Origin of the sequence: Pseudoalteromonas sp. SR44-8 (assembly GCF_014163635.1) — a bacterium.
Taxonomy (GTDB): domain Bacteria; phylum Pseudomonadota; class Gammaproteobacteria; order Enterobacterales; family Alteromonadaceae; genus Pseudoalteromonas; species Pseudoalteromonas rhizosphaerae.
Genome location: NZ_JACJDS010000022.1, coordinates 22,582 through 44,731 on the forward strand (window position 1 = coordinate 22,582; position 22,150 = coordinate 44,731).

Consider the following 22,150-nt stretch of genomic DNA (forward strand, 5'->3'; position numbering starts at 1 on the left):
TCAAAGCCCTAACTTATTACTGGGTGATAGTTATCAATAATTAGTAATATGTTTGGCAATCTCTTTTAGTAAATAGGTTTCGCGAATGATTGATAGCCCTTGTTTTTCACTGGTTGCCAGCGTTCGCTCATTATGAGCAATGGCATCATAAATATTAACCCATTTAGCAACCATGCCATTTTGTTGCTCATAATGTTCTAGTTGCGCTTGCCCTAATTGCTCATCGATACTACAAAAATAGCAGTAAGACTTTATATGGATCACTGCATAATCATCTTTATACCAAGGGCGGTATTCTTCATAAAGGCCAAACTCACCGAGTACTTTGATGTTTTGTGCGCCAGTTTCTTCTTGTAGCTCGCGGATTAATCCTTGCTCTATGCTTTCACCTTCATCAATGCCGCCGCCAGGCAAGCTGAAATCTTCATAGCGGGCAGTGTACATTAATAAAATATCAGTGCCTTTTAAGGCAATAGCACGGCTCGTTAGGCGAGTAAATTGACGTGGCTCGCTGGCACTCACACTGGGATGAACGGTGCTTTTAAGTAAGCGCATCAGAATGTTCCTTAAAATTTAATTTAAAAATTATATCTCAAAAAAGATCTAAATCTATTTAGATAGCGTAAATTTCCAGTTAAGCATCGATTTTGTAGAGTAAGGCAGTTAAGATGTGGGGCTGGGCAATGATAATAAGCATAGGGATTTATCATGTTAAACATACTGTTAGTTGATGATGATAGCGAGTTTAGTGATGTCGTTTGTCATATCGTAGAGTTTTTAGGACATAACATTAATACTGCTGCTAATTTAGCAGAGGCTGAGCAGTGGTTTGTAAATAATACCTTTGACCATGTATTGTTAGACTTTATGCTGCCTGATGGAAGTGGTTTACACTTGGTTGAGCACCTTAAAAGTATTGGTCAAAAACCAAAAATAACCCTTATTTCAGGTCATCCTTCAGTCAAAGGTAAGTTGGCTGAAATGTGTGAGCCTAACGTTGGTCATCTAGTTAAGCCCTTGCAGCGCGAAGATATTGAGCGCCTTCTCAACCCTAAAAAAACCACGGCTAAGAAAAAAGCCGAGCCAAGTATTAAAAAGCATTTTGGCACCTTAATAGGTGAGTCGCCGCAAATGCAGCATTTGTATACCATGATTGAGCGCGTTGCTAACACCAACGCCAACGTAATGTTAATGGGTGAAAGTGGTGCTGGTAAAGAAGTTGTCGCACAAGCGATTCATAATGCTAGCGCATGTACAGGACCTTTGGTGGCTACTAACTGCGGTGCGTTATCGAAAGAACTTATTGGTAGCGAATTATTTGGCCATGAGAAAGGGGCTTTTACTGGTGCTATTGCCCGTAAAGACGGTGTATTTGAGCAAGCAACCGGCGGAACATTATTTCTAGACGAAGTGACTGAAATGCCAATAGATATGCAGCCTAATCTATTGCGCGTGTTAGAAACTAAAAAAGTAACCCGAGTAGGTGGCAGTAAAGAAAGTGCGGTAGATTGCCGAGTGATTTCTGCGACTAACCGTTCATTAGAAGATTTAGCGCAAAATAATGTTATTCGTGAAGATATCTACTTTCGGTTAGCGGTATTTCCTATTGATATTCCACCACTGCGTGAAAGAAAAGAAGATATTGCCTTATTAGCCAATGCTTTTTTAAATCAATTAAATGAAGAAAACAATACCGACTTTCAATGGCAAACTGCACAATTAAAGTTACTTGAAAGCTATGATTGGCCAGGCAATGTTCGAGAACTGCGCCACGGCATTCATCGTGCTTTTATTATGAGTGATCCAAAAGGTAAAGCGATTACTTTGCCAGATAACTTAGAGTCACCATTTTCACGAGTGAATAAGCAAACTCAAGCAAATCAAGTGACTGCAGGGCAAACTATTGAAGAAGTTGAAAAAGAGCTGATCCACGCTACGTTGGATAAAGTACAAGGTAATAAAACGCTTGCAGCGCAAATGCTAGGTATAAGTACTAAAACTTTATACAACCGTCTAAATGCCTATGGTGGTATTGGCGAATATAGCTAAATTAAACTCAAGTAATCAATAAAGGGGTAGCATGGCTAATAACGATAAAATCAATAAGTTGATTCATGATGCACGCGGACCACTGAATCGTATATCGATGAATGCAGAATTGATTAAATTAGTGCTAGAAAATGATATGCCAAAAGAAAAAGCATTGGCAGCACTTGATAAAATAATAAGTAATTGCCAGCAATGCAGTGACAGCTTAGAACAAATATCGAATCTCGGCGTCGTTGAATAAGATAATATAAAAGGATTATAAATGAAGCTGCAAAAGCAACAAGGTAAGGTCAAGGTAACCTGGGCCAGTTTTATCGCGGTGCTGCTGTGTATTGTGGTGGGGAATGCGATTTTGGCAATGAATACCATTCAAAGCCTGACTCAAACCCAACAGCGTTTAGATGATACTAATATGTTAAACACCGCAATTGAGAAGCTTCATCTTTCAATTGTGCAGGCAGAATCAGGACAACGTGGTTACTTATTAACGGGCGATAAAGATTATTTAGCACCCTACAACGACGCTATTATGCAGCTCAATTCACAAGCTACACTGGTTAAAAATTTACGTACTGAAATTGCAGGCCAAGCAGATAAAGTAGCACGTTTACTATTTTTGGTTGATGATAAGGTTGCGGTATTAACCAGAACCGTTGATTTAGCGTTAGCAGATAAAGAACGCCGTGCCCATTATTTACTAGAGACGCATCAAGGCCGTAAGCTTTACGAGCAAATTAGAGAGCTCGCTGATGAAATTCAAGATGCGGAGTCTGCTTTTAAAGCTGTGCAGTTTCGAAAGTTAGGACAAATTAAAAAAGAAGCCAAACTCACTTTTGCAATTACTGCCGTAACCAGTGCTTTATTGATCCTTGGTATGTTTATGCTCACGCGTATTAACTTACATACAGCGGCAAAATATCAGCAGGAACTTGAATATCAAAACGAAACACTGGCTAGTAAAGTGACCGAGCGTACACAAGAGCTGACCTTGTACTCTGATGAACTAAGTCGCAGTAACCGTGAGCTTGAAGAGTTTGCCTTTGTAGCGAGTCATGATTTGCAAGAGCCACTGCGCAAAATTCAAGCATTTAGTGATCGCTTAGAAACCATGTTTAAAGACGAATTGGGTGAAAAAGGCATTGATTATATCGCGCGTATGAAAAATGCAGCGCAAAGAATGTCTAATTTAATTAATGACTTGTTAGAGTTTTCGCGAGTGACAACACGTGGTAAAGACTTTGCCGATACGGATTTAAAGCAAGTACTTGATGATGTGCTAAGCGATTTAGAAATTGCGATTAAAGAGTCAAATGCGCAGGTCAACGTGGGCGAAATGCCAGTAATACAAGCAGATCTGAGCCAAATGCAGCAGCTATTTTTGAATTTGATTTCAAATGCGGTGAAATTTAGACGTCCAGATGTGGCACCAATTATCACTATTGAGTATCAGCATCAGACTGAATTTAATGATGATTATAATACAGAGCTGGAATGGCAAATCATTACAGTGAAAGATAACGGTATTGGTTTTGCGCCAGAATATACCGACAAAATTTTTGTTCCGTTTCAACGTCTGCATGGGCGTTCGCAATATAAAGGCACGGGGATTGGTTTATCCGTGTGCCGACGTATTGTAGAGCGTCACGGCGGTACGATAGCGGCACAAAGTGAAACCGGTGAGGGAGCAACCTTCATCATAAAACTACCTGTGGAAAGCGAGCTTTTCACATTGCAAGGAGAGGCTTAAATGCCATTTTCTAAAGTAAAGCCAATCACCATTTTAATGGCTGATGATGATGAAGATGATCGTTTATTAACGCAAGACGCACTCGCTGAAAGCCGTGTATTAAACGAGTTATACTTTGTTGAAGATGGTGTGGAGCTTTTGGAGTACCTAGAGCGTAAAGGTAAGTTTGAAGACAAAAACTCATCGCCACGACCTGGGTTGATTTTATTGGATTTGAATATGCCACGCATGGATGGACGCGAAGCGTTGCAAGCGATTAAAGGCAATTCAAACTTAAAAGGTATTCCTGTAGTTATTTTAACCACGTCTAAGCAAGAGGAAGACATGGTTAAGGGTTACGATTTAGGCGCGGCTTCATACATTACTAAACCAGTTACGTTTGATGGCTTAGTTGAACTAATGAAAACGTTAGGTAAGTACTGGGTGGAGTTTGTAGAGTTACCTAGTACGTTTAATGACTAAATAAAAAACTGGAGACGCTATGTTAGATAAGGCAACCAGACTGTTACTTGTTGAAGACGATGAAGATGATTATATTTTAACCTGTGATTATCTAGAGCAGCTGAGTTCGCATACATTTGATATAGAGTGGATCAGTGATCCCAAGCAGGCAGTTAAGGTGCTGAGTAAAAATCAGCACGATATTTGCCTGCTTGATTACCGCTTAGGGGCTTCAGACGGCTTAGCAGTTTTAAAGCAAGCTGTAGAAAATGGTTTTAATGGCCCTATCATTATGCTCACAGGGCAATCAAACGACGCCCTTGATTTAGCCGCTTTGGATGCCGGAGCTGTTGATTACCTCGTAAAAAGTGAAATGAGCTCAAGTCGCTTTGCCCGCTCTATTCGCTACGCATTAGCCCGACGTGATGTTGAAGATGAACGCCTTGAACGACTCAAAGCAGAAGCCGAAAATCGTTCTAAAGACCGCTTTTTAGCACATTTAAGCCATGAGCTACGCACTCCGTTATCGTCAATCTTGGGCTATACCGAGTTGCTTATGCAAAGTGAATTTAACAATCATGCCAATAATGAGTTAGGGGTTATTTATCGTAATGGTAAGCATCTACTTAGCTTGTTAAATGATGTTCTCGATTTATCAAAAATAGCTGCCGATAAACTGGAGCTCAGCTGCAGTGATGTCAACCTTGATAGTTTAATGGCTGATGTGTTTACCTTAATGCGAGTATCTGCGCTGGATAAAGGGCTGTCGCTGCGTTTTGAGTCATTACAACCTTTGCCCCTTGTAATTAGTATTGATGCGACACGGTTTCGGCAAATTTTAATTAATATCATCAATAATGCGATTAAGTTCACCGAGCAAGGCGATATCATTGTTCGCGCATGGACAAAAGTTATTGATGGCCGTGAAATGCTGTTTTTTAGTATTAAAGATTCTGGAATGGGTATTGCCCCTGAGAAACAAGCACTTATATTCAAACCATTTGAACAAATAGCCGATGTAGAATCGCGCTCAGTTGGCGGCGCGGGGTTAGGTTTAGCTATTTGCTCTGAATTGTTGAGTCGTATGCAGGGCGGGATCACATTAGAGTCTGCTATCGGTCATGGATCTGAATTTACTATTTCAGTGTATCCGGGCAATATTCAATATGTAGAGCGCAGTGTATTGAAGCTCGATTTGACACCTAATATGCAGCAAAAAATGGCCCCCTGTAAAGTCAGTGGCCGAGTATTGGTGGTTGATGATTTACGAGATTTACGGGTGTTAGTTGGGCATATGATCTCTTCTGCTGGTGCAAAGGTTGATTATGCTGAACACGGTAAGCAAGCACTTGATAAAGTAACTAAAGCACAACAGCAAGGTGATCCGTACGACATTATATTTTTAGATATTCATATGCCGGTGATGGGGGGCAAAGAAACCACGATTGAACTTAGAAAAATGGGTTTTAAGGGGGCGGTAATAGCGCTTACTGCTGCCACGATGAAAGGTATACATAGCGAGTTATTGGCGCTGGGTTTTAACGATGTGATAGGCAAACCTGTTGATTCAAGCTTACTTTATCAGTGCTTAACTAATTACTCTATGGCGGCTAATAAGCCCGTTGATAAATTAGCGCAACCAGCGCGAGTAAAAAGTTGTGCGCGTTTTTTATTGGTTGAAGATGATGCAGATGCGGCGCAAATCACCCAGTTATTACTGGAAAGTTTAGGGGTTGAAACCGTTGTTGCAACTAGTTATGAGCATACTTTAGCAATTCTAAAAAATGACTCTCAATTTGATAAAGTGTTATTAGATATGCATTTGCCTGATGGCAGTGGCTTGGATTTAGCTCGTTATACAAAGCAGTATTATCCAGATCTAAAGCGAGTAATCGTCAGTGGTATACAGCCAGATCCGAAGCAAATTGAACTCCTTGAGATAGAGCAAGTATTACTTAAACCGATTAATTTAGCATTACTAACCCAACTTATTGAGGGTTAGTAATAATTGATTGACGCACCACTAATTCAGGTTCAAAAAGAGTTTGTAAAGCTGGGGTGGTTTTTTTATACACCTCACTTAAAATCCAGTTAGCAGCCATTTGGCCCATTTCGTTGATTGGGTAATTGACGGTACTAAGTGGTGGATACACATGACGGGTAAAAAATACGTTATCGTAGCCCATAATAGAAAGTTGCTCAGGCAAGATTAATGATGACTCACGAGCACTGGCCATAGCGCCGGTTGCCATTTCATCATTGGCACAAATTAGCGCTGTAAATTTTGAATTACCGTTATATAAATGCTGAAAGCCTGCGGTGCCGCTGTCTTCCATAAAATCACCTTGATATAGTAATTGCTCATTAAAACTAATGTTGTGCTCTGCTAGAGCTTGTTTGTGCCCTGCAAGGCGATCTTGAGCATCTTGTTTCCACAGTGGGCCGCTGATATAAGCGATATTCGTATGGCCTTGCTCTAATACGTGTTTAGCCGCTAAATAACCGCCTTTTACGTTATTTAAAATAATGCAGCGCGATGCTAGTTCGCGAATGTATCGGTTGATCAGTACAAAAGGAGTTTTCCCTTTGCTCAACTCTATTAAGTAGTCATCACTAATTGCTTCAACATGCAAAATTAAGCCATCACAATTACGACTAATTAAAAACTCGATTGCTTGTTGTTCACGTTCTTCGTCACTGTGACCTGCAGCAATGATCACATGCTTGCTTTGTTTACGAAAAGCGGTCTCAATGCCGCTCATCATTGGGCCATAGAAAGGGCCTTGTAGTTCGGAAACTAATAAACCAACACTATTTGAACAGTTAGATGCGAGAGATTGTGCAATGGAATTAGGCCGGTAACCAAGCTGTGTCATCGCAACGGTTACCTTTTTTCGCGTTGCATCACTGACATTAGTATTATTATTCATTACCCTTGAAACGGTCGCTAATGAGACCCCAGCAAGTTTTGACACCTCATAAATGGTCGCCATGATATTCCTTGTTAAGTACTACTTCTTTGGGCTAAATCAGCGTTTATTTTCTCTAAGGTATTATTATCAAGAATATACCTTTTCATGATCAACGCGACAAGTACACTACCAATTGCAGGAAACAGTGTAAACGAGGTTAAAATACCGGCTTTAGTTGCTTCATTAAGCTCAGTGTTAGCCTGATAGCCATAGTAAGCCAGTAACCAACCAGCAATAGCTCCGCCCAGTGCAAGGCCTAGTTTAATAAAGAACACCACGCTTGCATAGACCAAGCCAGTTAGCCGATGGCCATTTTGCCATTGTCCGTAGTCAATTGCATCTGCCATTTTTGCCCATAACAATGGAGTTGCCATTTGGGTGAAAAAACACCATAAAAAATAGACTGCAAACGCGAGCACTAATTGGTCGTCAGATAAGAAAAATGCAAAACAGCTTATGGCCGCAGAGATGTATTGGAGATATATATATGCTGCTTTTTTATCAACCCGTTTACTCAGTGGTTGTGCGCAGGCGCAGCCAAGGATATTACCGATCATTCCCAAGGTAACAAATTGCGTAACTAAGTCGGCTTCACCAAGAACATATTTTACGTAATAAATTGCTAAAGTCGTACGCAGCACCATACTCGTGAGCAGCATAATGGCAGCACCACAGAGTATTTTAAAAGGACCGTTTTGCCACAACGTTGCCATTTGTGCTTTGAGGCTAAGGGTTTGTTGCTGTGGTGCAACCACGCGTTCTTTAGTAAAGCGAAAGCAGGTCAAAAATAATATCACACCGAAACAGCTCATCAGTATCATAGTAAGCTGATAGCCAAGAGCATTATCGCCTTTACCAAACCAGCTTACTAATGGCAATGTGCAAGCACTGACGAGTAAGCCACCGAGCATACCAAATACAAAACGATAAGATTGAATGGATACGCGTTCGCTCGGATCGCGACTTAGTACTCCACCCAAAGCTGAATAAGGAATATTAATTGCGGTATAAACCAGCATTAATAGCGTATAGGTGACAAACGCGTAGATGACTTTTCCTGTCGCGTTTAAATCTGGTGTGGTAAAAGTAATTACACTAACCAGCCCAAACGGGATCGCGAGCCACAATAGGTAAGGCCGGTAACTACCATATTTGGTTCGGGTTGCATCGGTGAGCGCCCCCATTAACGGATCGGTGATTGCATCAATAACTCGCACCACTAGGAACAGAGTACCAACGATGGCCGGAGAAATACCAAATATATCGGTATAGAAAAAAGTTAAAAATAGCATCACGGTTTGAAAAATGATGTTACTTGCAGTATCACCTAAGCCATAGGCTATTTTTTCTTTTCTAGTTAGCATAATTGGCACTCATGTTGTTATTATTTTTTGCGCTGTGTGAGCAATGCGCGATATTGTATTGCGCTCTCTTTTAGTATGCGTTGCTGGTTTTCATAATCAACATAAACGAGACCAAAGCGTTTTTCATAGCCGTATGCCCATTCAAAGTTATCCATTAAGCTCCATGCAAAATAGCCTTGTATATCAACCCCTTGCTCAACTGCGTCATGCACTGCATTGAGGTGGGTATGATAATAACTAACGCGCTCTGTATCGAGTACTTGGCCATCTCGTAGTGTATCTGCCATGGCCGCACCATTTTCAGTTACATAAACTTTAGGTAGTTGGTATAGCTCATTTAATGATACTAACAACTCAGTTAAACCTTGTGGATAGACTTCCCAGCCCATGTCAGTCACAGCTATGTTGTTGATTTGTGCTTCGGCAAACCAGTTATCATCAGTGTTTTTGTAGTGTATGCGGGTATAGTAATTAACGCCAATAAAGTCGATTTTTTGACTGATTATCGCCATATCATTAGCAGCTATATGGGGTTGCACTTCACTACTGAGGCTATTTAAAAGCGCCGGATACTGACCTTCTAAAACTGCTTTGATATACCACTGATTGTGATATTGATCGGCTAATAATGCTGCTTGTGTATCGTTTTCTGTCATTGGATAAGCTGGGCTGAAGTTAAGAACAATACCAGCTTCTATATTAGGGCAATTGGCGCGCAGTACTTGCATGGCAAGACCATGGGCTAACAATAAATGATGAGCCGCTTGACGACCTGCTTGTTGGCTTTTAATACCGGGTGCATGTACACCCACTTCATAGCCTAAATAGGCACTGCAAAAAGGTTCATTTAAAGTCGCATAAGAGTCAACTAAACCTGTCAACTGCTTGGTAACTAAATCAGTATAGTGAGCAAATGCATAGGCGGTGTCACGGTTTAACCAGCCACCGTTATCTTCCAAGTGTTGGGGTAGATCCCAGTGATATAAGGTGACATAGGTCTTGATATTGCGTGCTTTTAAAGCCGTTAATAAATCACGATAAAAGCCAATGCCTTGCTGATTAATACTGCCATCTTGATGCAATACGCGCGGCCATGAAATTGATAATCGGTACGCATCAACGGCTAAGTCAGCAATCATTGCGATATCTTGTTGCCATAGTTCAACATGGTTACAGGCTGTATCGCCATTGCTATTGTCGGTGATAGCCCCTGGTTGGTCACAAAAAGTATCCCAAATAGATGTCAGGCGTGCGTTGCGAGCTCCCTCAATTTGAAATGAGGCTGTGGCTACACCAAAGGTAAACTGAGGTTTAAGTAGCGCAGAGCTAGGCGGCAGAGAAATAGTTTTAAACACGATTAGGTGCATCCTTTAACATTCAGTTTTGGCAATTACTTTTACATTAAGCGCAGCATAGTTATTAAAATGGAAGCGCTTACAGAATGTTTGTAAATAAATTGCTAATTTCGATTTATATGATATAAATGTAAGCGCTTACATTTTATGTTGCAACTATTATTTGCTTTTTTTAAGTAATGAAAAAGTACTTTAATAAACGTAACGAACTGATAATTAAAATAATTAGAGAGTTTAATATGGCAAACGTCACACACAATCTGGCAACGAATGAACATAGCCTACAACCAATGGGCAAACAAACGTTTGCTTTAACGTCGTTGACCACCTTATTTTTTATGTGGGGGTTTATTACGTGTCTAAACGATATTCTGATCCCCTATTTAAAAGGGATGTTTTCACTCAATTATACCCAAGCGATGCTAATCCAATTTTGTTTCTTTGGGGCTTATTTTGTGATGTCGATACCCGCTGGTAAGTTGGTGAGTAAAATAGGTTATCAATTTGGTATTGTGGTGGGCTTGGTGGTGGCAGCGGTTGGTTGTGCATTATTCTATCCCGCAGCCGTAGCGCATGTTTATGAGCTGTTTTTATTGGCGCTATTTGTACTGGCCTCGGGGATTACCATCTTACAAGTGTCAGCCAATCCATACGTAAGCGTACTTGGCGCTGCAAAAACAGCGTCGTCGCGTTTAACCATGACCCAAGCATTTAATTCGTTAGGTACTACGGTTGCGCCAATCTTTGGTGGCTGGCTTATTCTAACCGAAGTCAGCCAAGCAACCGCAGAGCAAGTTAAACTTCCTTATCTAATGCTTTCAGCAAGCTTGCTGGTACTTGCGGTTATTTTTGCTTTTTTAAAATTACCTAAACTTGGCAAAGCAGCAGATGCTGAGAGTGAAAATCAATATGTTGAGAACTTTATTGATTTAGGTAGTGTTTGGCAGTATCGCCATTTAATTTTAGGAGCCATTGGCATTTTTGTTTATGTCGGTGCTGAAGTCGCAATCGGCAGCTTTTTAGTAGGCTTTTTAACCTTAGATCATATTGCGGGTTTTACTGAGCAGCAAGCAGCACATTATATTAGTTATTACTTCGCTGGCGCCATGATAGGTCGCTTTATTGGTGCTGCCATCATGCAAAAACTCAATGCAGGTAAGGTATTGGCATGTCATGCACTACTTGCCATGGTACTGGTGTTAATGGCGATGACAGGACAAGGGGCATTAGCAATGTGGGCTATTTTGTTGGTCGGATTATGTAACTCAATTATGTTCCCAACCATCTTCAGTTTAGCCCTACAAGGCCTTGGCAAATATACCTCTCAGGGTTCAGGTATTTTATGCTTAGCTATTGTCGGTGGTGCAATTATTCCATTATTACAAGGCGTCCTAGCTGACAATTTTGGTGTGCAATTAGCACTATTACTGCCGATCGGCTGCTATTTATATATTACTTACTTTGCGCTATTTGGCTCAAAAGTAACAACCTCAACTCGTCATTGATAACTAGGTGGACAACATGACAATAACAAAACCACGTACTCTTTTGGTAATGATGATTGCAGCAATGGCGATGAATGGCTGTTCGCAATCAGAACAAACAGCAGCGACCAATGATATTTGGCCGATGATCAAAAGCGGTGTTAAAGACGATGCCAATATGGAGCAAAAAATTGCTGACTTGCTCGGCTCAATGAGCTTAGAACAAAAAATAGCACAGATGATCCAACCTGAAATTCGCGATATTACAGTGGAAGATATGCGTCAATATGGTTTTGGTTCTTACCTTAATGGCGGTGGGGCTTTTCCTAATAATAATAAACATGCCACGGCTGCTGATTGGATTGAACTAGCCGAAAAAATGTACCAAGCATCAGTAGATGATTCCCTTGATGGTAGCCGTATCCCAACTATGTGGGGAACCGATGCAGTTCATGGTCATAATAATGTTATTGGTGCGACGTTATTTCCACACAATATCGGTTTAGGTGCGGCTAACAATCCACAATTGATTGAAAAAATTGCTGCAGCGACCGCGCAAGAAGTGATGGTAACCGGTATAGATTGGGTGTTTGCACCTACCGTTGCTGTGGTACGAGATGACCGCTGGGGCCGCACTTATGAAGGGTATTCAGAAGATCCACAAATTGTTAGAGATTATTCAGCCGCAATAGTAAAAGGCTTACAAGGCGCAGTTGATCAAGACTTTTTATCAGATAAACGGGTGATCAGTACGGTTAAGCATTTTATTGGTGATGGTGGTACACAAGGCGGTGATGACCAAGGTAATAATATTACCAGCGAAGCAGAGTTATTTACCATTCATGCGCAAGGTTATGTGGGAGGCTTAGGTGCTGGAGCACAAACAGTTATGGCGTCGTTTAATAGCTGGCATGGCGAAAAAATCCATGGCAGTAAATATCTCTTAACTGATGTGCTAAAAGGCAAAATGGGTTTTGATGGCTTTGTTGTGGGTGATTGGAATGGTCATGGACAAATTCCTGGTTGTACCAATGGAAACTGTGCACAAGCCGCTAATGCCGGCCTTGATGTATACATGGTGCCTACTGATGCATGGAAGCCACTTTATGAAAACCTTATCGCACAAGTTAACAATGGCACAATTGCGCAATCACGAATTGATGATGCGGTAACGCGTATTCTGAGAGTAAAAATGCGTGCGGGTTTATTTGATAAACCAAGTCCTGCAAATCGTCCACTTTCAGGAAAAACAGAGGTCATTGGTAGTGCTGAACATCGTAAAATCGCAAAACAAGCAGTTCGCGAATCTTTAGTACTCCTAAAAAACAAACAACAGTTACTGCCGCTTTCGCCAAAAGCAAATGTGTTAGTAGCCGGTCTAGGTGCTGATAATATCGGTATGCAATCTGGCGGTTGGAGCATTACTTGGCAAGGTACGGGGAATCAAAATAGCGATTTCCCAGGTGGCACGTCGATTTTGGATGGTATTGAACACACTGTTAAGCAAGCGGGCGGGCAAGTTCAGCATGACTTAAACGGTGAGTTCAATACTCGTCCAGATGTCGCTATTGTAGTATTTGGTGAGCAACCTTACGCAGAAGGCAATGGGGATTTAGATAATCTTGAATATCAGCGGGGTAATAAAACGGATTTAGCGCTACTGCGAAAATTAAAGCAAGCCGGTATTCCCGTTGTATCATTATTTATTAGCGGCCGCCCAATGTGGGTAAACGCAGAACTTAATGCCAGTGATGCGTTTGTCGCGACGTGGTTGCCAGGTAGCGAAGGGGATGCAATTAGCGATGTGTTATTTGCAAATGTAGATGGCTCAGTAAATCATGATTTTAAAGGCAAGCTGTCGTTTTCTTGGCCGAATAACCCAGTTGATAACGAAAATCGTGGTGATAAAGATTATTCGCCATTATTACCGTATGGTTTTGGCTTAACTTATTCAGATAAAAACACCTTGCAAGATGATCTTGTTAAGCAAACAGGAATATCACAGCAGCTTGATGATTTAGTATTGTTTGAGCGCGCGGTTAAAGCGCCATGGAGTCTGCATTTACAAAGTGGTGAGCAGCAAAAAGTGATGGCAAGTAGTCGCGAATCAATCGGAGCTGTTAGCGTTAAAACCTTTGATAAAGACGTTCAAGAAGATGCGCGTGCAATTACCTTCAGCGGCGATGAACTAGCAGCAGTGCGTTTAAGTGCGGCATTCCCATCTGATTTACGTTCGTTTGTTGAAAAAGCAGGGCAATTACAAATGCAAATTAAGGTTGAGCAAAGTGCCGATGCCCCGCTTTGGCTTGGTATGCAATGTGGTGATGATTGCCAAGGTAAATTGGATATTGCTAAGCAGCTAAATGCAACCAACGAATGGCAGACTTTAAACATTGATTTACGGTGTTTTGCACAGCAAGGTGTTAATTTAGGTCAAGTATTTTCACCTTGGCAGTTAAGTACAGCTGCGCCATGGCAGGTATCGATTGCGAAACTCAACATCACCAGCGAGCATGTATCTACTGAGGTTATTTCATGCCAGTAATGCCTTTGTTGATCTTAATAGCAGTGACATCGATCTAGATAAATAGCAATACGAAGTTAATTGCCAATAAACGTCATAAAAAGTAGTCTAGGCTGCTTTTTATTGAATAGGAAAGATCGAAATGAAACCAGTGAATCCATCAAAAGTCATTTGTATTGGTCGTAACTATGCTGCGCATATTGCTGAGCTTGGTAATCAAGAGGCAGACGAAATGGTGGTGTTTTTAAAGCCGCCAAGCGCGATAACAAATACCTTAATGTGTACTCATAAGGATGAGCAATTACATTTTGAGACTGAAATTTGTTTTCAAGTTAACAATGGCTGTTTAGCTGCTGTGGCGGTGGGACTGGATTTAACTAAGCGAGATTTACAGAGTAAATTAAAAGCCAGCGGTTTACCGTGGGAACGCGCGAAAGCCTTTGATGGCTCTGCATTGTTTAGTGAGTTTGTACAAATAGACGAACAAGCTATTGAGCATTTAAGCTTAACCTTACTGATAGATAATAAGGTGCGACAACAAGGCGGCGTTGAGTTAATGCTTTATAAACCTGCGGTTATTTCAGCCCAAGTTAGTGAGTTTATGACTTTAATTGATGGCGATATTATTATGACTGGCACACCTGCAGGGGTAGGAGCTGTGAACGCAGGAAGTAAATTTATTGCTCAGTTACACTTGGGCTCAGACTTATTGGTTCAGCAAGAGTGGTTGGCTGAGTAAGTTTTAATATCTGTTGTTGATATTGTTGATCAAACTCTGCAAAGGTATTTTCAAGCAATACACGCTGTGTTTGCTGGTACTTTGCAGACGGCAGTATGCTATTTGTTAGCACTCGATTTATTTTTTTTAAAGCATTATTAGCAAAATTATTAGGGGCATTGGTTGAGCAGCCAATCGCACCTAAAACCAGCTTATCGGCGTGATCGGCAATAGGTAAGGTTACTACATTATCAAATTCGCTGAAGCGGTTGTAGTAATCGGCTAAAAAAGGATAGTCGATAGTGTAATCAATATACCCATGATTGAGCCGATTGATCACCGAGCTGCTTTCGTTTTCACTGTTCCAACTTAATGATGTATGTTGGTCGCTTTTAGTATTTCGAGCGATGGTATTTAACTCTGGAGTAAATTTACGCGCAGCGGATTGACCAAAAATAAATTTATTATCTGTCAGTAGTTTAACTAAATTTATCGGTGAACTGTGTTGTTGGCTAATTACTTTCGCTGTTTTAGCTGAGGCAATGATAGCAAATGGTGGGTACACCGTTGTTGGCACCGAATAGATCACTCGCGGGGTGTTAACTTTACGGTGGATCATACAAGGGTAACATGCATGTTGACCTTCATCGAGGTACTTGCCTATACGTTTTTGCGGCAACATGAGGCGGGTATGCTCTATATCGGGTAACTCAATGATGAGCTGTTCGACTAAGTAATCACATAAGCCTCCATCTGGAGTTTGCGCTGTTTTAGCCAGATGAAAAGGCGCCGCATCACTTTGGAGCCAAGTTATGTGAGTTACTTCATCGGTATTATTAGCAAGTACATAGGCGCTTGAAAAAAAAGAGAATAATGTAACGAAGTAATAGACAATACGCATAGCTATATTTACTTTATCCGCTAACAATTTAAATCGAGTATACAATAACTAATATTTTGCGCTACTAAAGGATGGTAAATTATTGCATTAAGTTAATTTTTTAATGCTTTTGTGGGGGTTTTTGATTCACTATTTGTGAGAAGTCGTTTTTCAAGTATTTTAATCTGGTGGAAAGCCCAAGCATTGATAATGATTGGGCTTTATTGATTAAAATGGCATTGGGTATTGCTTAAATACATTACCAATATCAGTTAAAGCTTGTTCGCTTAATTCGATGTTGAACGCGGCAATGTCATCTTTTAGTTGTACTAAGCTGGTTGCACCAATAATTGAAGAAGTAACACCATCAACTTGGTCACACCATGCAAGCGCTAATTGTGCTGGGGTTATTTGGTATTGCTGGGCAATTTCAACATAGTGGCTGATTGCTTGTTGCGATTGTGCTGTGTCACGGAATAAACCATTACGCTGCACCAGTGTCCAGCGGCTACCATCGGGACGTGCGCCATTTAAATATTTTCCACTTAACATACCGCCTGCTAAGGGTGACCAAGGTAAATAAGCAATATCTTCGTGAATACATTGCTCTATTAGATAAGGCCAATCTTTAGCGTGTAATAAACTAAATTCATTTTGAATAGAGACCATGCGCGGTAAATTGTGTTGTTCACTTAACCGTAAAAATTGGCTAATACCCCATGGCGTGTCGTCAGAGAGACCACAATGTTTAATTTTACCAGCTTTAACACAGTCGTTTAAACCTTCAAGAATATCGAGCATACCCGCTGTGTGTTGCTCTGTATTAGCGTCACTAAAACGGATCATACCTGGCCAATGTTTGCTAAAGTGCGGTGATTGACGATTCGGCCAATGCAGTTGGTATAAATCAATTACATCGGTTTGTAGGCGTTTTAATGACTCGTCAACGGCATGAACGACTGCTTGACGAGTAATATCGCCGCCATCGCGTATCCAAGCTAGGCCATTGCCAGCAATTTTAGTGGCGAGCACAATATCGTCTCGCTTACCTGGATTACGCGCTAACCAATTACCGATAATTTGCTCTGTCTTTCCGTAGGTATCAGGAGTGGGAGGTATGGCATACATTTCTGCAGTATCAATGAAGTTTACGCCATGCTCTAAGGCATAAGCAATTTGCTCATCAGCATCTGCTTGATTATTTTGTACGCCCCACGTCATGCTGCCTAAGCATACACGAGACACATTTAGACCACTGCTACCAAGTGGGTTGTAACGCATAATGATTCCTTACTTTTATGATTCTCGGCTGTACTTATGTAATGCAGCCAATAATGGCTCACTTAATTGTGCTTTCTTACCCGTTTTAAAATTAAACATCACCACTTGCGATGACCCTAATGTAGTCAAGGCATTTTGCGCTTGGCTAAATACGCTGTAGTGCATCATAAAACGGTCTTTTTGAATATCACTGATGGTAACGCCTACCAACACTGTATCAGGAAATGTGACTGGGCGTTTATAACGCGCGTTATTTTCACTAATCACAGGACCAATACCTGTTGTTTGTAAATCTTCGAGTAAATTTATTTGATTAAAAAAATCAATTCGAGCAGTTTCGAAATAACGAAAATACACCACATTATTGACATGTTGTAAGGCATCCATTTCTCCCCAAGCAACATTAATTGCTGTATGGATAGGATGTTGTTCTATAAATGATTGCATATTCTACAGCTCTTTAAAGTAAAAACGTAGATTAGCAATTGGTGCTGTTTAGCTCAAGAAAATTAGGAAAACAGTGAAAATGTGCTAGTTTTAGTAGTTCACGGTTACGTAAATGAATACTTTAATCTGATTTAAAGGAGCTAATTATGAATACAGTGACAGCAAAAATAATGAAACGCTTAGCGCTACTGGTGGTGATCTGTTTGGCATTCGTTTGTTATGCGATGGGCAATGCTTCTGGGATGGTGATACTAATCGTAGTTGGTTTTATTTTAGAAGGTGCTTTTTGGTTATTCGGTGCGAGGTTATTTAATCGTAAAAAGTCTTCACAGCAAGAATCATCGAGCTGATGACTTGCTAATAAATCAAACTTAATGAATAATAACTGTTCATTTGTACAGTGCTTGGTTTGAGGAATGAAAAAGTTTATTCATATTGACATGGATTGCTTTTACGCAGCGGTCGAAATGCGCGATAACCCCGCGCTTGCTAATGTACCTTTGGCAATTGGTGGCAATAGTCGCCGTGGAGTGCTCTCTACAGCAAATTACATCGCCCGCGAATACGGTGTGCGCTCTGCGATGTCTAACTACCGTGCTAAACAATTATGCCCAGATTTAGTGATTGTACCAGGGCGTATGCAAGTTTATAAACAAGCCTCTTCGCAAATTCGTGCTGTATTCCAGCGCTATACCGACCTTATAGAGCCTCTTTCTTTAGATGAAGCTTACCTTGATGTGACTGAAAGTAATGCATGCCATGGTAGTGCGACCTTAATGGCAGAGCAGATCCGCGCCGATATTTTTGCAGCCACCGGTTTAACTGCTTCGGCTGGAATTGCGCCGATAAAATTTATTGCCAAAATTGCCAGTGATGAAAATAAACCGAATGGTCAATTTGTAGTATTGCCTGAGCAAGTGGATGACTTTTTAGCGCAATTACCTTTGGGTAAAATACCCGGGGTCGGTAAGGTTACCCTTGAAAAACTCAATTTAAAAGGCTTATACACCGGTGCTGATGTGCGCGCTAAAGGGGTTAATTGGATGCAGCAACACGTTGGTAACTTTGGGGTCTCGCTGTATCAAAAATGTGCCGGTTTACATATTGGTAAAGTATCCACAGAACGTACCCGTAAATCGCTCAGTGTTGAGCATACCTATGAATATAATAAAACCAGCTTACAAGCGTGTTTAGATCAATTGCCAATATTATTGGCTGAGCTTCAACGTCGATTAACAAAACAGCAATTAGAGCAACGCATAAATAAACTCAGTGTCAAAGTCAAGTTTGCTAATTTTGTGGTGACATCGGCCGATCAAACTTGCCACCGACTTGATGAAACTATCTTGGCTGAGCTGCTGAGCAAAGCATATCAACGTGGCTTGCAGCAGCCAGTGCGGTTACTCGGTGTAGGGGTCGGTGTTAAAAATGAACCGCAGCAACATGTACAGCTGAGTATATTAGATTAAGATACTGCGCGCTATTTGCTTCAATAAATGATAAGTGGGCAGTGAGTAAATGCTGTATTTTACACTGTAACTCCAAGTTGCCAGCGTTATGTTAGCTCGTCGTACATTGCTGGCAATAGCTATTTAAATCAATGATAATAAGTTCCTACGTATTTTGACAACAGGACCTTTTTTTATGGCATATCCTCACGCAGTTGCAGCCCCGCAATTAGATAACGCAAAACATGATGCGCTTATTATTATTGCCGATAACTTTTCTGAGTTAGACGACCCGAATCTAAGCCAAGCTATTAAAGCGCAAATGGCGGTTGATGCACGTATTGGTAAGCAAGTCACGCTGCTTGTTGTTGATTCTAAAAGGGTAATTTTAGCGCCGACAGGTCCATTAAATCGTGATTATGACGATGTACGTCGTTATTTTGATGCAGCTAAATTGGCTATCAATGAAGCTAAAGCATCAGGCAGTACAAAACCTGCTATTTACTTACCACAAGCAAGCCAAGATAGCCGTTATCAGTATGCCTTAGAAGTTGCTTATCTTGGTGCTTGCCAAGCGTTGTGGCAGCCGCTTGAGGCGCGCGAGTTTCATGGTGAAAGCATTGAACCGATCACTCAAATAGCCTTGTTTGGTGCTAATGAGCAAACAATTAAAGCAGTAAATGCCATTGCCGCAGGGCAGTATGCTGCTCGTGATTTATGTGGCACTGAGCCTGAGCGTATGGCGCCACCACGTTTTGCTGATTACTGTGTAGATTTATTTAAAGGCAGCAAGGTCAATGTTGCAGTGATTGCAGATATTGCCACGATTGATAAAGAGTACCCGATGATGAGTACCGTGGCTCGCGCTTCATATGCGGTTGAGCGTCATCACCCTCGTGTTGTAAAACTTGAATATGTACCAGAGGGCGAAGTAACACGTACCTTAATGTTTGTCGGTAAAGGCTTAGTATATGACACCGGTGGTGCCGATTTAAAAGTGGGCGGGCATATGGCCGGTATGAGCCGTGATAAAGGCGGCGCAGCCTCTGTTGCTGGTTTTATGAAATCAGTGGCAGACTTTCAACCACAAGGCGTTAAAGTTATTGCTTACTTAGCGGTAGTTCGTAATTCAATTGGTTCTGATTGTTTTGTACCAGATGAAATTATTACTAGCCGTGAGGGCGTACGTGTTCGCATCGGTAATACGGATGCAGAAGGGCGCTTAGCTATGGGGGATTTACTCAGCGAGATGAAAGATTTAGCAAAAGGAGAAGTTAATCCTGAAATCTTTACGGTCGCAACGTTAACCGGACATGCAGCTCGTGCAATGGGACCTTACAGTGCATACGTTGAAAATGGCCCTGCACGTGCGGCTAATATTTCTCGTAAGCTGGCTGACAGTGGTGACTTATGGGCTGATGGTGCAGAAGTTTCTCGCAGCCGTCGCGAAGACTATGATTTTATTAAACCGCGTACTTTAGCTGATGACGTATTATCAAGTAACAATGCAGCATCAGCAGTTACCGCACGTGGTCATCAGTTCCCTATGGCATTTTTAGCTATTGTTGGTGGCCTTGATAAGCATGGTTGTGAGTCAGCACAGCCTTTACCTTATGTGCATATGGATATTGCCGGTAGTGGTGTTGAAGGTGGTGATTGGCAGCACGGTAAACCAACTGCAGCAGGCTTAAGCAGTTTATTTGCTCGTTACTGCTTATAATAAGCAGTATTAAATACAACAGCCCCGTCATATAAAATGACGGGGCTTTTTTGTAATTTGTTTTTGTTAATTAATCTAATTTAAAGCGATTAACCACATCAGTTAGCTGTTGGCTACTGTGTTTAAGATTATCGCTTGCACCAGAAAGTTGTGATGTATTGGCCAGAGATTGTTCGGTTGATTGCGATAGTTCATTAATTCGCAAATTGACTTCATCAGCGGCGCTTGATTGTTGCTCCGTCGCACGGGCTATTTGACCATTCATATCGGTGATCACCGACACCAGACGTTCAATTTCAGTTAATGAGGTATTGGCAGATCCGGCTTGTTGTACTGTGCTGGTGGATAATTGTTGGCTAGCTGTTACCGCCTCTACAGCCGCCTTTGCGCCTTTTTGTAATTTGGCTATCATCGCCTGAATTTCGTCTGTGCTCTTGCCTGTGCGACTTGCAAGAGTGCGTACTTCATCAGCTACAACGGCAAACCCTCGGCCTTGTTCGCCAGCACGTGCCGCTTCGATTGCAGCATTGAGTGCCAGTAAATTGGTTTGCTCCGCAATACCGCGGATCACGTCTAGTACCGATCCTATATTATTACTTTCTTGAGCTAAATCAGCAGTAACTTGACTCACAGTCTCAATATTTTTGGACAGTGTTTCTATGGCTTGAATTGTTTTAGCAACGACTTCTTTACCTTCAGATGCATTCACCGCGGCTTGGTTAGCGGCTTGTTCAGCCGCTTCGGCATTGCGACTTACATCATGAATTTGGTGGGTCATTTGCTCCATTGCTGCAGCGACTTGCGTTGAGCTATCGTTTTGCAGTTCAATAAAAGAATGATTGGTTTTACTCGCATCATCCACTGTTTGGGCATGCTGGTTAACATCATTGGCATTATTTGCCACTTGTTTAAGTGACTCACGCATTTTGGTAGTAAATAAATTAAAGTGGCGAGATAATCGTGATACCTCATCATTACCATTTTCATCTAAGGTTTGGGTTAAATCCCCTTCACCTTGAGAGATACTTTTCATCATATTTGCAGCAAGCCGAGTTGGCAGTAAAATACTTCTGGCGATTAAGTAACTTAAACTAATTAACAGCAAAATAATCACTGCGGCATTGAGAATAACTAAATTCCGTAAGCTGGCAAAAGCGTTATCAATAGTATCAATATAAACACCTGAACCGACTATCCATTGCCACGGGGTAAAACCTTTCACATAGGCTATTTTATCAACTGGTTGATCTTTACCTGGTTTAGGCCATTTGTAAGGGATAAAACCTTCACCACTTTGCTTAACTATTTTAACCATTTCAACAAATAACGGTACGCCATCTGGGTCTTTACTGTTGCTGAGTGATTTACCGTTTAATTCTGGTTTAAAAGGATGCATAACCATGGCTGGCTGAAAATTATTGATCCAGAAGTAATTGTCATTGTCATAGCGAATACTAGCTATTGTAGCTAGAGCACCTTGTTGGGCTTGTTGCTCGGTGAGTTCGCCGCTTTGTTGTAATGAATGATAATGGGTAATAACGCTATAAGCAGCTTCAACCAGATTTTTAGTTTTCGTATATTGGCCTGCTTTGAGTGAACCATATTGCTGAGTTAAACTAGTAATACTTAAAAAAAGTAAACCAACAACGACCAAACTTACCAAAATAGCTAAGCGCTGAAAAATAGTAAAACGGCGTAGGTACGACATAAAAAATCCTTT

19 protein-coding genes are annotated in these 22,150 nt (G+C 41.2%); 11 read left to right on the top strand and 8 right to left on the bottom strand.

Annotation, left to right across the window (positions count from 1 at the left end):
- Nucleotides 1-33 precede the first annotated feature (33 nt).
- Nucleotides 34-555, bottom strand: a complete 522-nt coding sequence (locus H5183_RS12435; RefSeq protein WP_182731820.1) for an NUDIX hydrolase — start codon at nt 553-555, stop codon at nt 34-36.
- Between the two features lie 153 nt (nt 556-708).
- Here H5183_RS12435 and H5183_RS12440 point away from each other — a divergent pair, with 153 nt between their 5' ends.
- Genes H5183_RS12440 through H5183_RS12460 form a run of 5 tightly spaced genes read left to right on the top strand, consistent with a single transcriptional unit; the run spans nt 709 to nt 6,239 of the window.
- Nucleotides 709-2,049, top strand: a complete 1,341-nt coding sequence (locus H5183_RS12440) for a sigma-54 dependent transcriptional regulator (RefSeq protein WP_145241198.1) — start codon at nt 709-711, stop codon at nt 2,047-2,049.
- Between the two features lie 31 nt (nt 2,050-2,080).
- Complete coding sequence (locus H5183_RS12445) at nt 2,081-2,290, top strand: histidine kinase (RefSeq protein ID WP_145241196.1); 210 nt, start codon at nt 2,081-2,083, stop codon at nt 2,288-2,290.
- A gap of 21 nt (nt 2,291-2,311) precedes the next feature.
- Entirely contained in the window at nt 2,312-3,796 is a 1,485-nt protein-coding gene (locus H5183_RS12450; RefSeq protein WP_149981220.1) for an ATP-binding protein, read from the top strand.
- Nucleotides 3,797-4,258: a response regulator gene (locus H5183_RS12455; protein WP_145241192.1), complete on the top strand. Its 462-nt coding sequence runs from the start codon at nt 3,797-3,799 to the stop codon at nt 4,256-4,258.
- A 19-nt stretch (nt 4,259-4,277) separates the two neighbouring features.
- On the top strand, nt 4,278-6,239 hold the full coding sequence (locus H5183_RS12460) for a hybrid sensor histidine kinase/response regulator (RefSeq protein ID WP_182731821.1): 1,962 nt from the start codon (nt 4,278-4,280) through the stop codon (nt 6,237-6,239).
- On the opposite strand, the gene H5183_RS12465 is transcribed toward H5183_RS12460, so the two are convergent.
- Genes H5183_RS12465 through H5183_RS12475 form a run of 3 tightly spaced genes read right to left on the bottom strand, consistent with a single transcriptional unit; the run spans nt 6,226 to nt 9,928 of the window.
- Nucleotides 6,226-7,230 carry a LacI family DNA-binding transcriptional regulator gene (locus H5183_RS12465; RefSeq protein WP_149981218.1) on the bottom strand — a complete coding sequence of 335 codons (1,005 nt, stop codon included), beginning with the start codon at nt 7,228-7,230 and terminating at the stop codon, nt 6,226-6,228. The two genes, H5183_RS12460 and H5183_RS12465, sit on opposite strands and share 14 nt — an antisense overlap.
- A gap of 11 nt (nt 7,231-7,241) precedes the next feature.
- Nucleotides 7,242-8,573 carry a glycoside-pentoside-hexuronide (GPH):cation symporter gene (locus H5183_RS12470; protein ID WP_182731822.1) on the bottom strand — a complete coding sequence of 444 codons (1,332 nt, stop codon included), beginning with the start codon at nt 8,571-8,573 and terminating at the stop codon, nt 7,242-7,244.
- Between the two features lie 20 nt (nt 8,574-8,593).
- On the bottom strand, nt 8,594-9,928 hold the full coding sequence (locus H5183_RS12475; protein WP_145241184.1) for a GH1 family beta-glucosidase: 1,335 nt from the start codon (nt 9,926-9,928) through the stop codon (nt 8,594-8,596).
- 290 nt (nt 9,929-10,218) lie between these two features.
- On the opposite strand from H5183_RS12475, the gene H5183_RS12480 reads away from it, so the two are divergent.
- The 3 genes from H5183_RS12480 (at nt 10,219) to H5183_RS12490 (ending at nt 14,675) form a co-directional block, all read left to right on the top strand.
- Nucleotides 10,219-11,433: a sugar MFS transporter gene (locus H5183_RS12480; protein WP_259397251.1), complete on the top strand. Its 1,215-nt coding sequence runs from the start codon at nt 10,219-10,221 to the stop codon at nt 11,431-11,433.
- A gap of 16 nt (nt 11,434-11,449) precedes the next feature.
- Nucleotides 11,450-13,957 carry an exo 1,3/1,4-beta-D-glucan glucohydrolase gene (locus H5183_RS12485; RefSeq protein WP_182731825.1) on the top strand — a complete coding sequence of 836 codons (2,508 nt, stop codon included), beginning with the start codon at nt 11,450-11,452 and terminating at the stop codon, nt 13,955-13,957.
- A 121-nt stretch (nt 13,958-14,078) separates the two neighbouring features.
- A complete protein-coding gene (locus tag H5183_RS12490) occupies nt 14,079-14,675 on the top strand; it encodes a fumarylacetoacetate hydrolase family protein (protein ID WP_149981213.1) in 597 nt (198 codons plus the stop codon).
- On the opposite strand, the gene H5183_RS12495 is transcribed toward H5183_RS12490, so the two are convergent.
- The 3 genes from H5183_RS12495 to H5183_RS12505 form a co-directional block, all read right to left on the bottom strand.
- On the bottom strand, nt 14,614-15,555 hold the full coding sequence (locus H5183_RS12495; RefSeq protein WP_182731826.1) for an ABC transporter substrate-binding protein: 942 nt from the start codon (nt 15,553-15,555) through the stop codon (nt 14,614-14,616). The two genes, H5183_RS12490 and H5183_RS12495, sit on opposite strands and share 62 nt — an antisense overlap.
- A 207-nt stretch (nt 15,556-15,762) precedes the next feature.
- Nucleotides 15,763-16,815, bottom strand: coding sequence for an aldo/keto reductase (locus tag H5183_RS12500; protein ID WP_182731827.1), 1,053 nt, complete (start codon nt 16,813-16,815; stop codon nt 15,763-15,765).
- Nucleotides 16,816-16,830: 15 nt separating this feature from the next.
- Nucleotides 16,831-17,262 carry a thioesterase family protein gene (locus tag H5183_RS12505; RefSeq protein WP_145241172.1) on the bottom strand — a complete coding sequence of 144 codons (432 nt, stop codon included), beginning with the start codon at nt 17,260-17,262 and terminating at the stop codon, nt 16,831-16,833.
- Between the two features lie 146 nt (nt 17,263-17,408).
- Here H5183_RS12505 and H5183_RS12510 point away from each other — a divergent pair, with 146 nt between their 5' ends.
- The 3 genes from H5183_RS12510 (at nt 17,409) to H5183_RS12520 (ending at nt 20,430) form a co-directional block, all read left to right on the top strand.
- Nucleotides 17,409-17,612, top strand: a complete 204-nt coding sequence (locus H5183_RS12510) for a hypothetical protein (RefSeq protein ID WP_145241170.1) — start codon at nt 17,409-17,411, stop codon at nt 17,610-17,612.
- Nucleotides 17,613-17,678: 66 nt separating this feature from the next.
- Nucleotides 17,679-18,731 (top strand): DNA polymerase IV, encoded by a 1,053-nt coding sequence (gene dinB / locus H5183_RS12515; RefSeq protein ID WP_145241168.1) that lies wholly within the window; start codon nt 17,679-17,681, stop codon nt 18,729-18,731.
- 175 nt (nt 18,732-18,906) lie between these two features.
- Nucleotides 18,907-20,430, top strand: coding sequence for a leucyl aminopeptidase family protein (locus tag H5183_RS12520; protein ID WP_182718306.1), 1,524 nt, complete (start codon nt 18,907-18,909; stop codon nt 20,428-20,430).
- A 70-nt stretch (nt 20,431-20,500) separates the two neighbouring features.
- Here the strand turns inward: H5183_RS12520 and H5183_RS12525 are convergent, their stop codons facing one another.
- Nucleotides 20,501-22,138 carry a methyl-accepting chemotaxis protein gene (locus H5183_RS12525; RefSeq protein WP_182731828.1) on the bottom strand — a complete coding sequence of 546 codons (1,638 nt, stop codon included), beginning with the start codon at nt 22,136-22,138 and terminating at the stop codon, nt 20,501-20,503.
- Between the last annotated feature and the right edge of the window lie 12 nt (nt 22,139-22,150).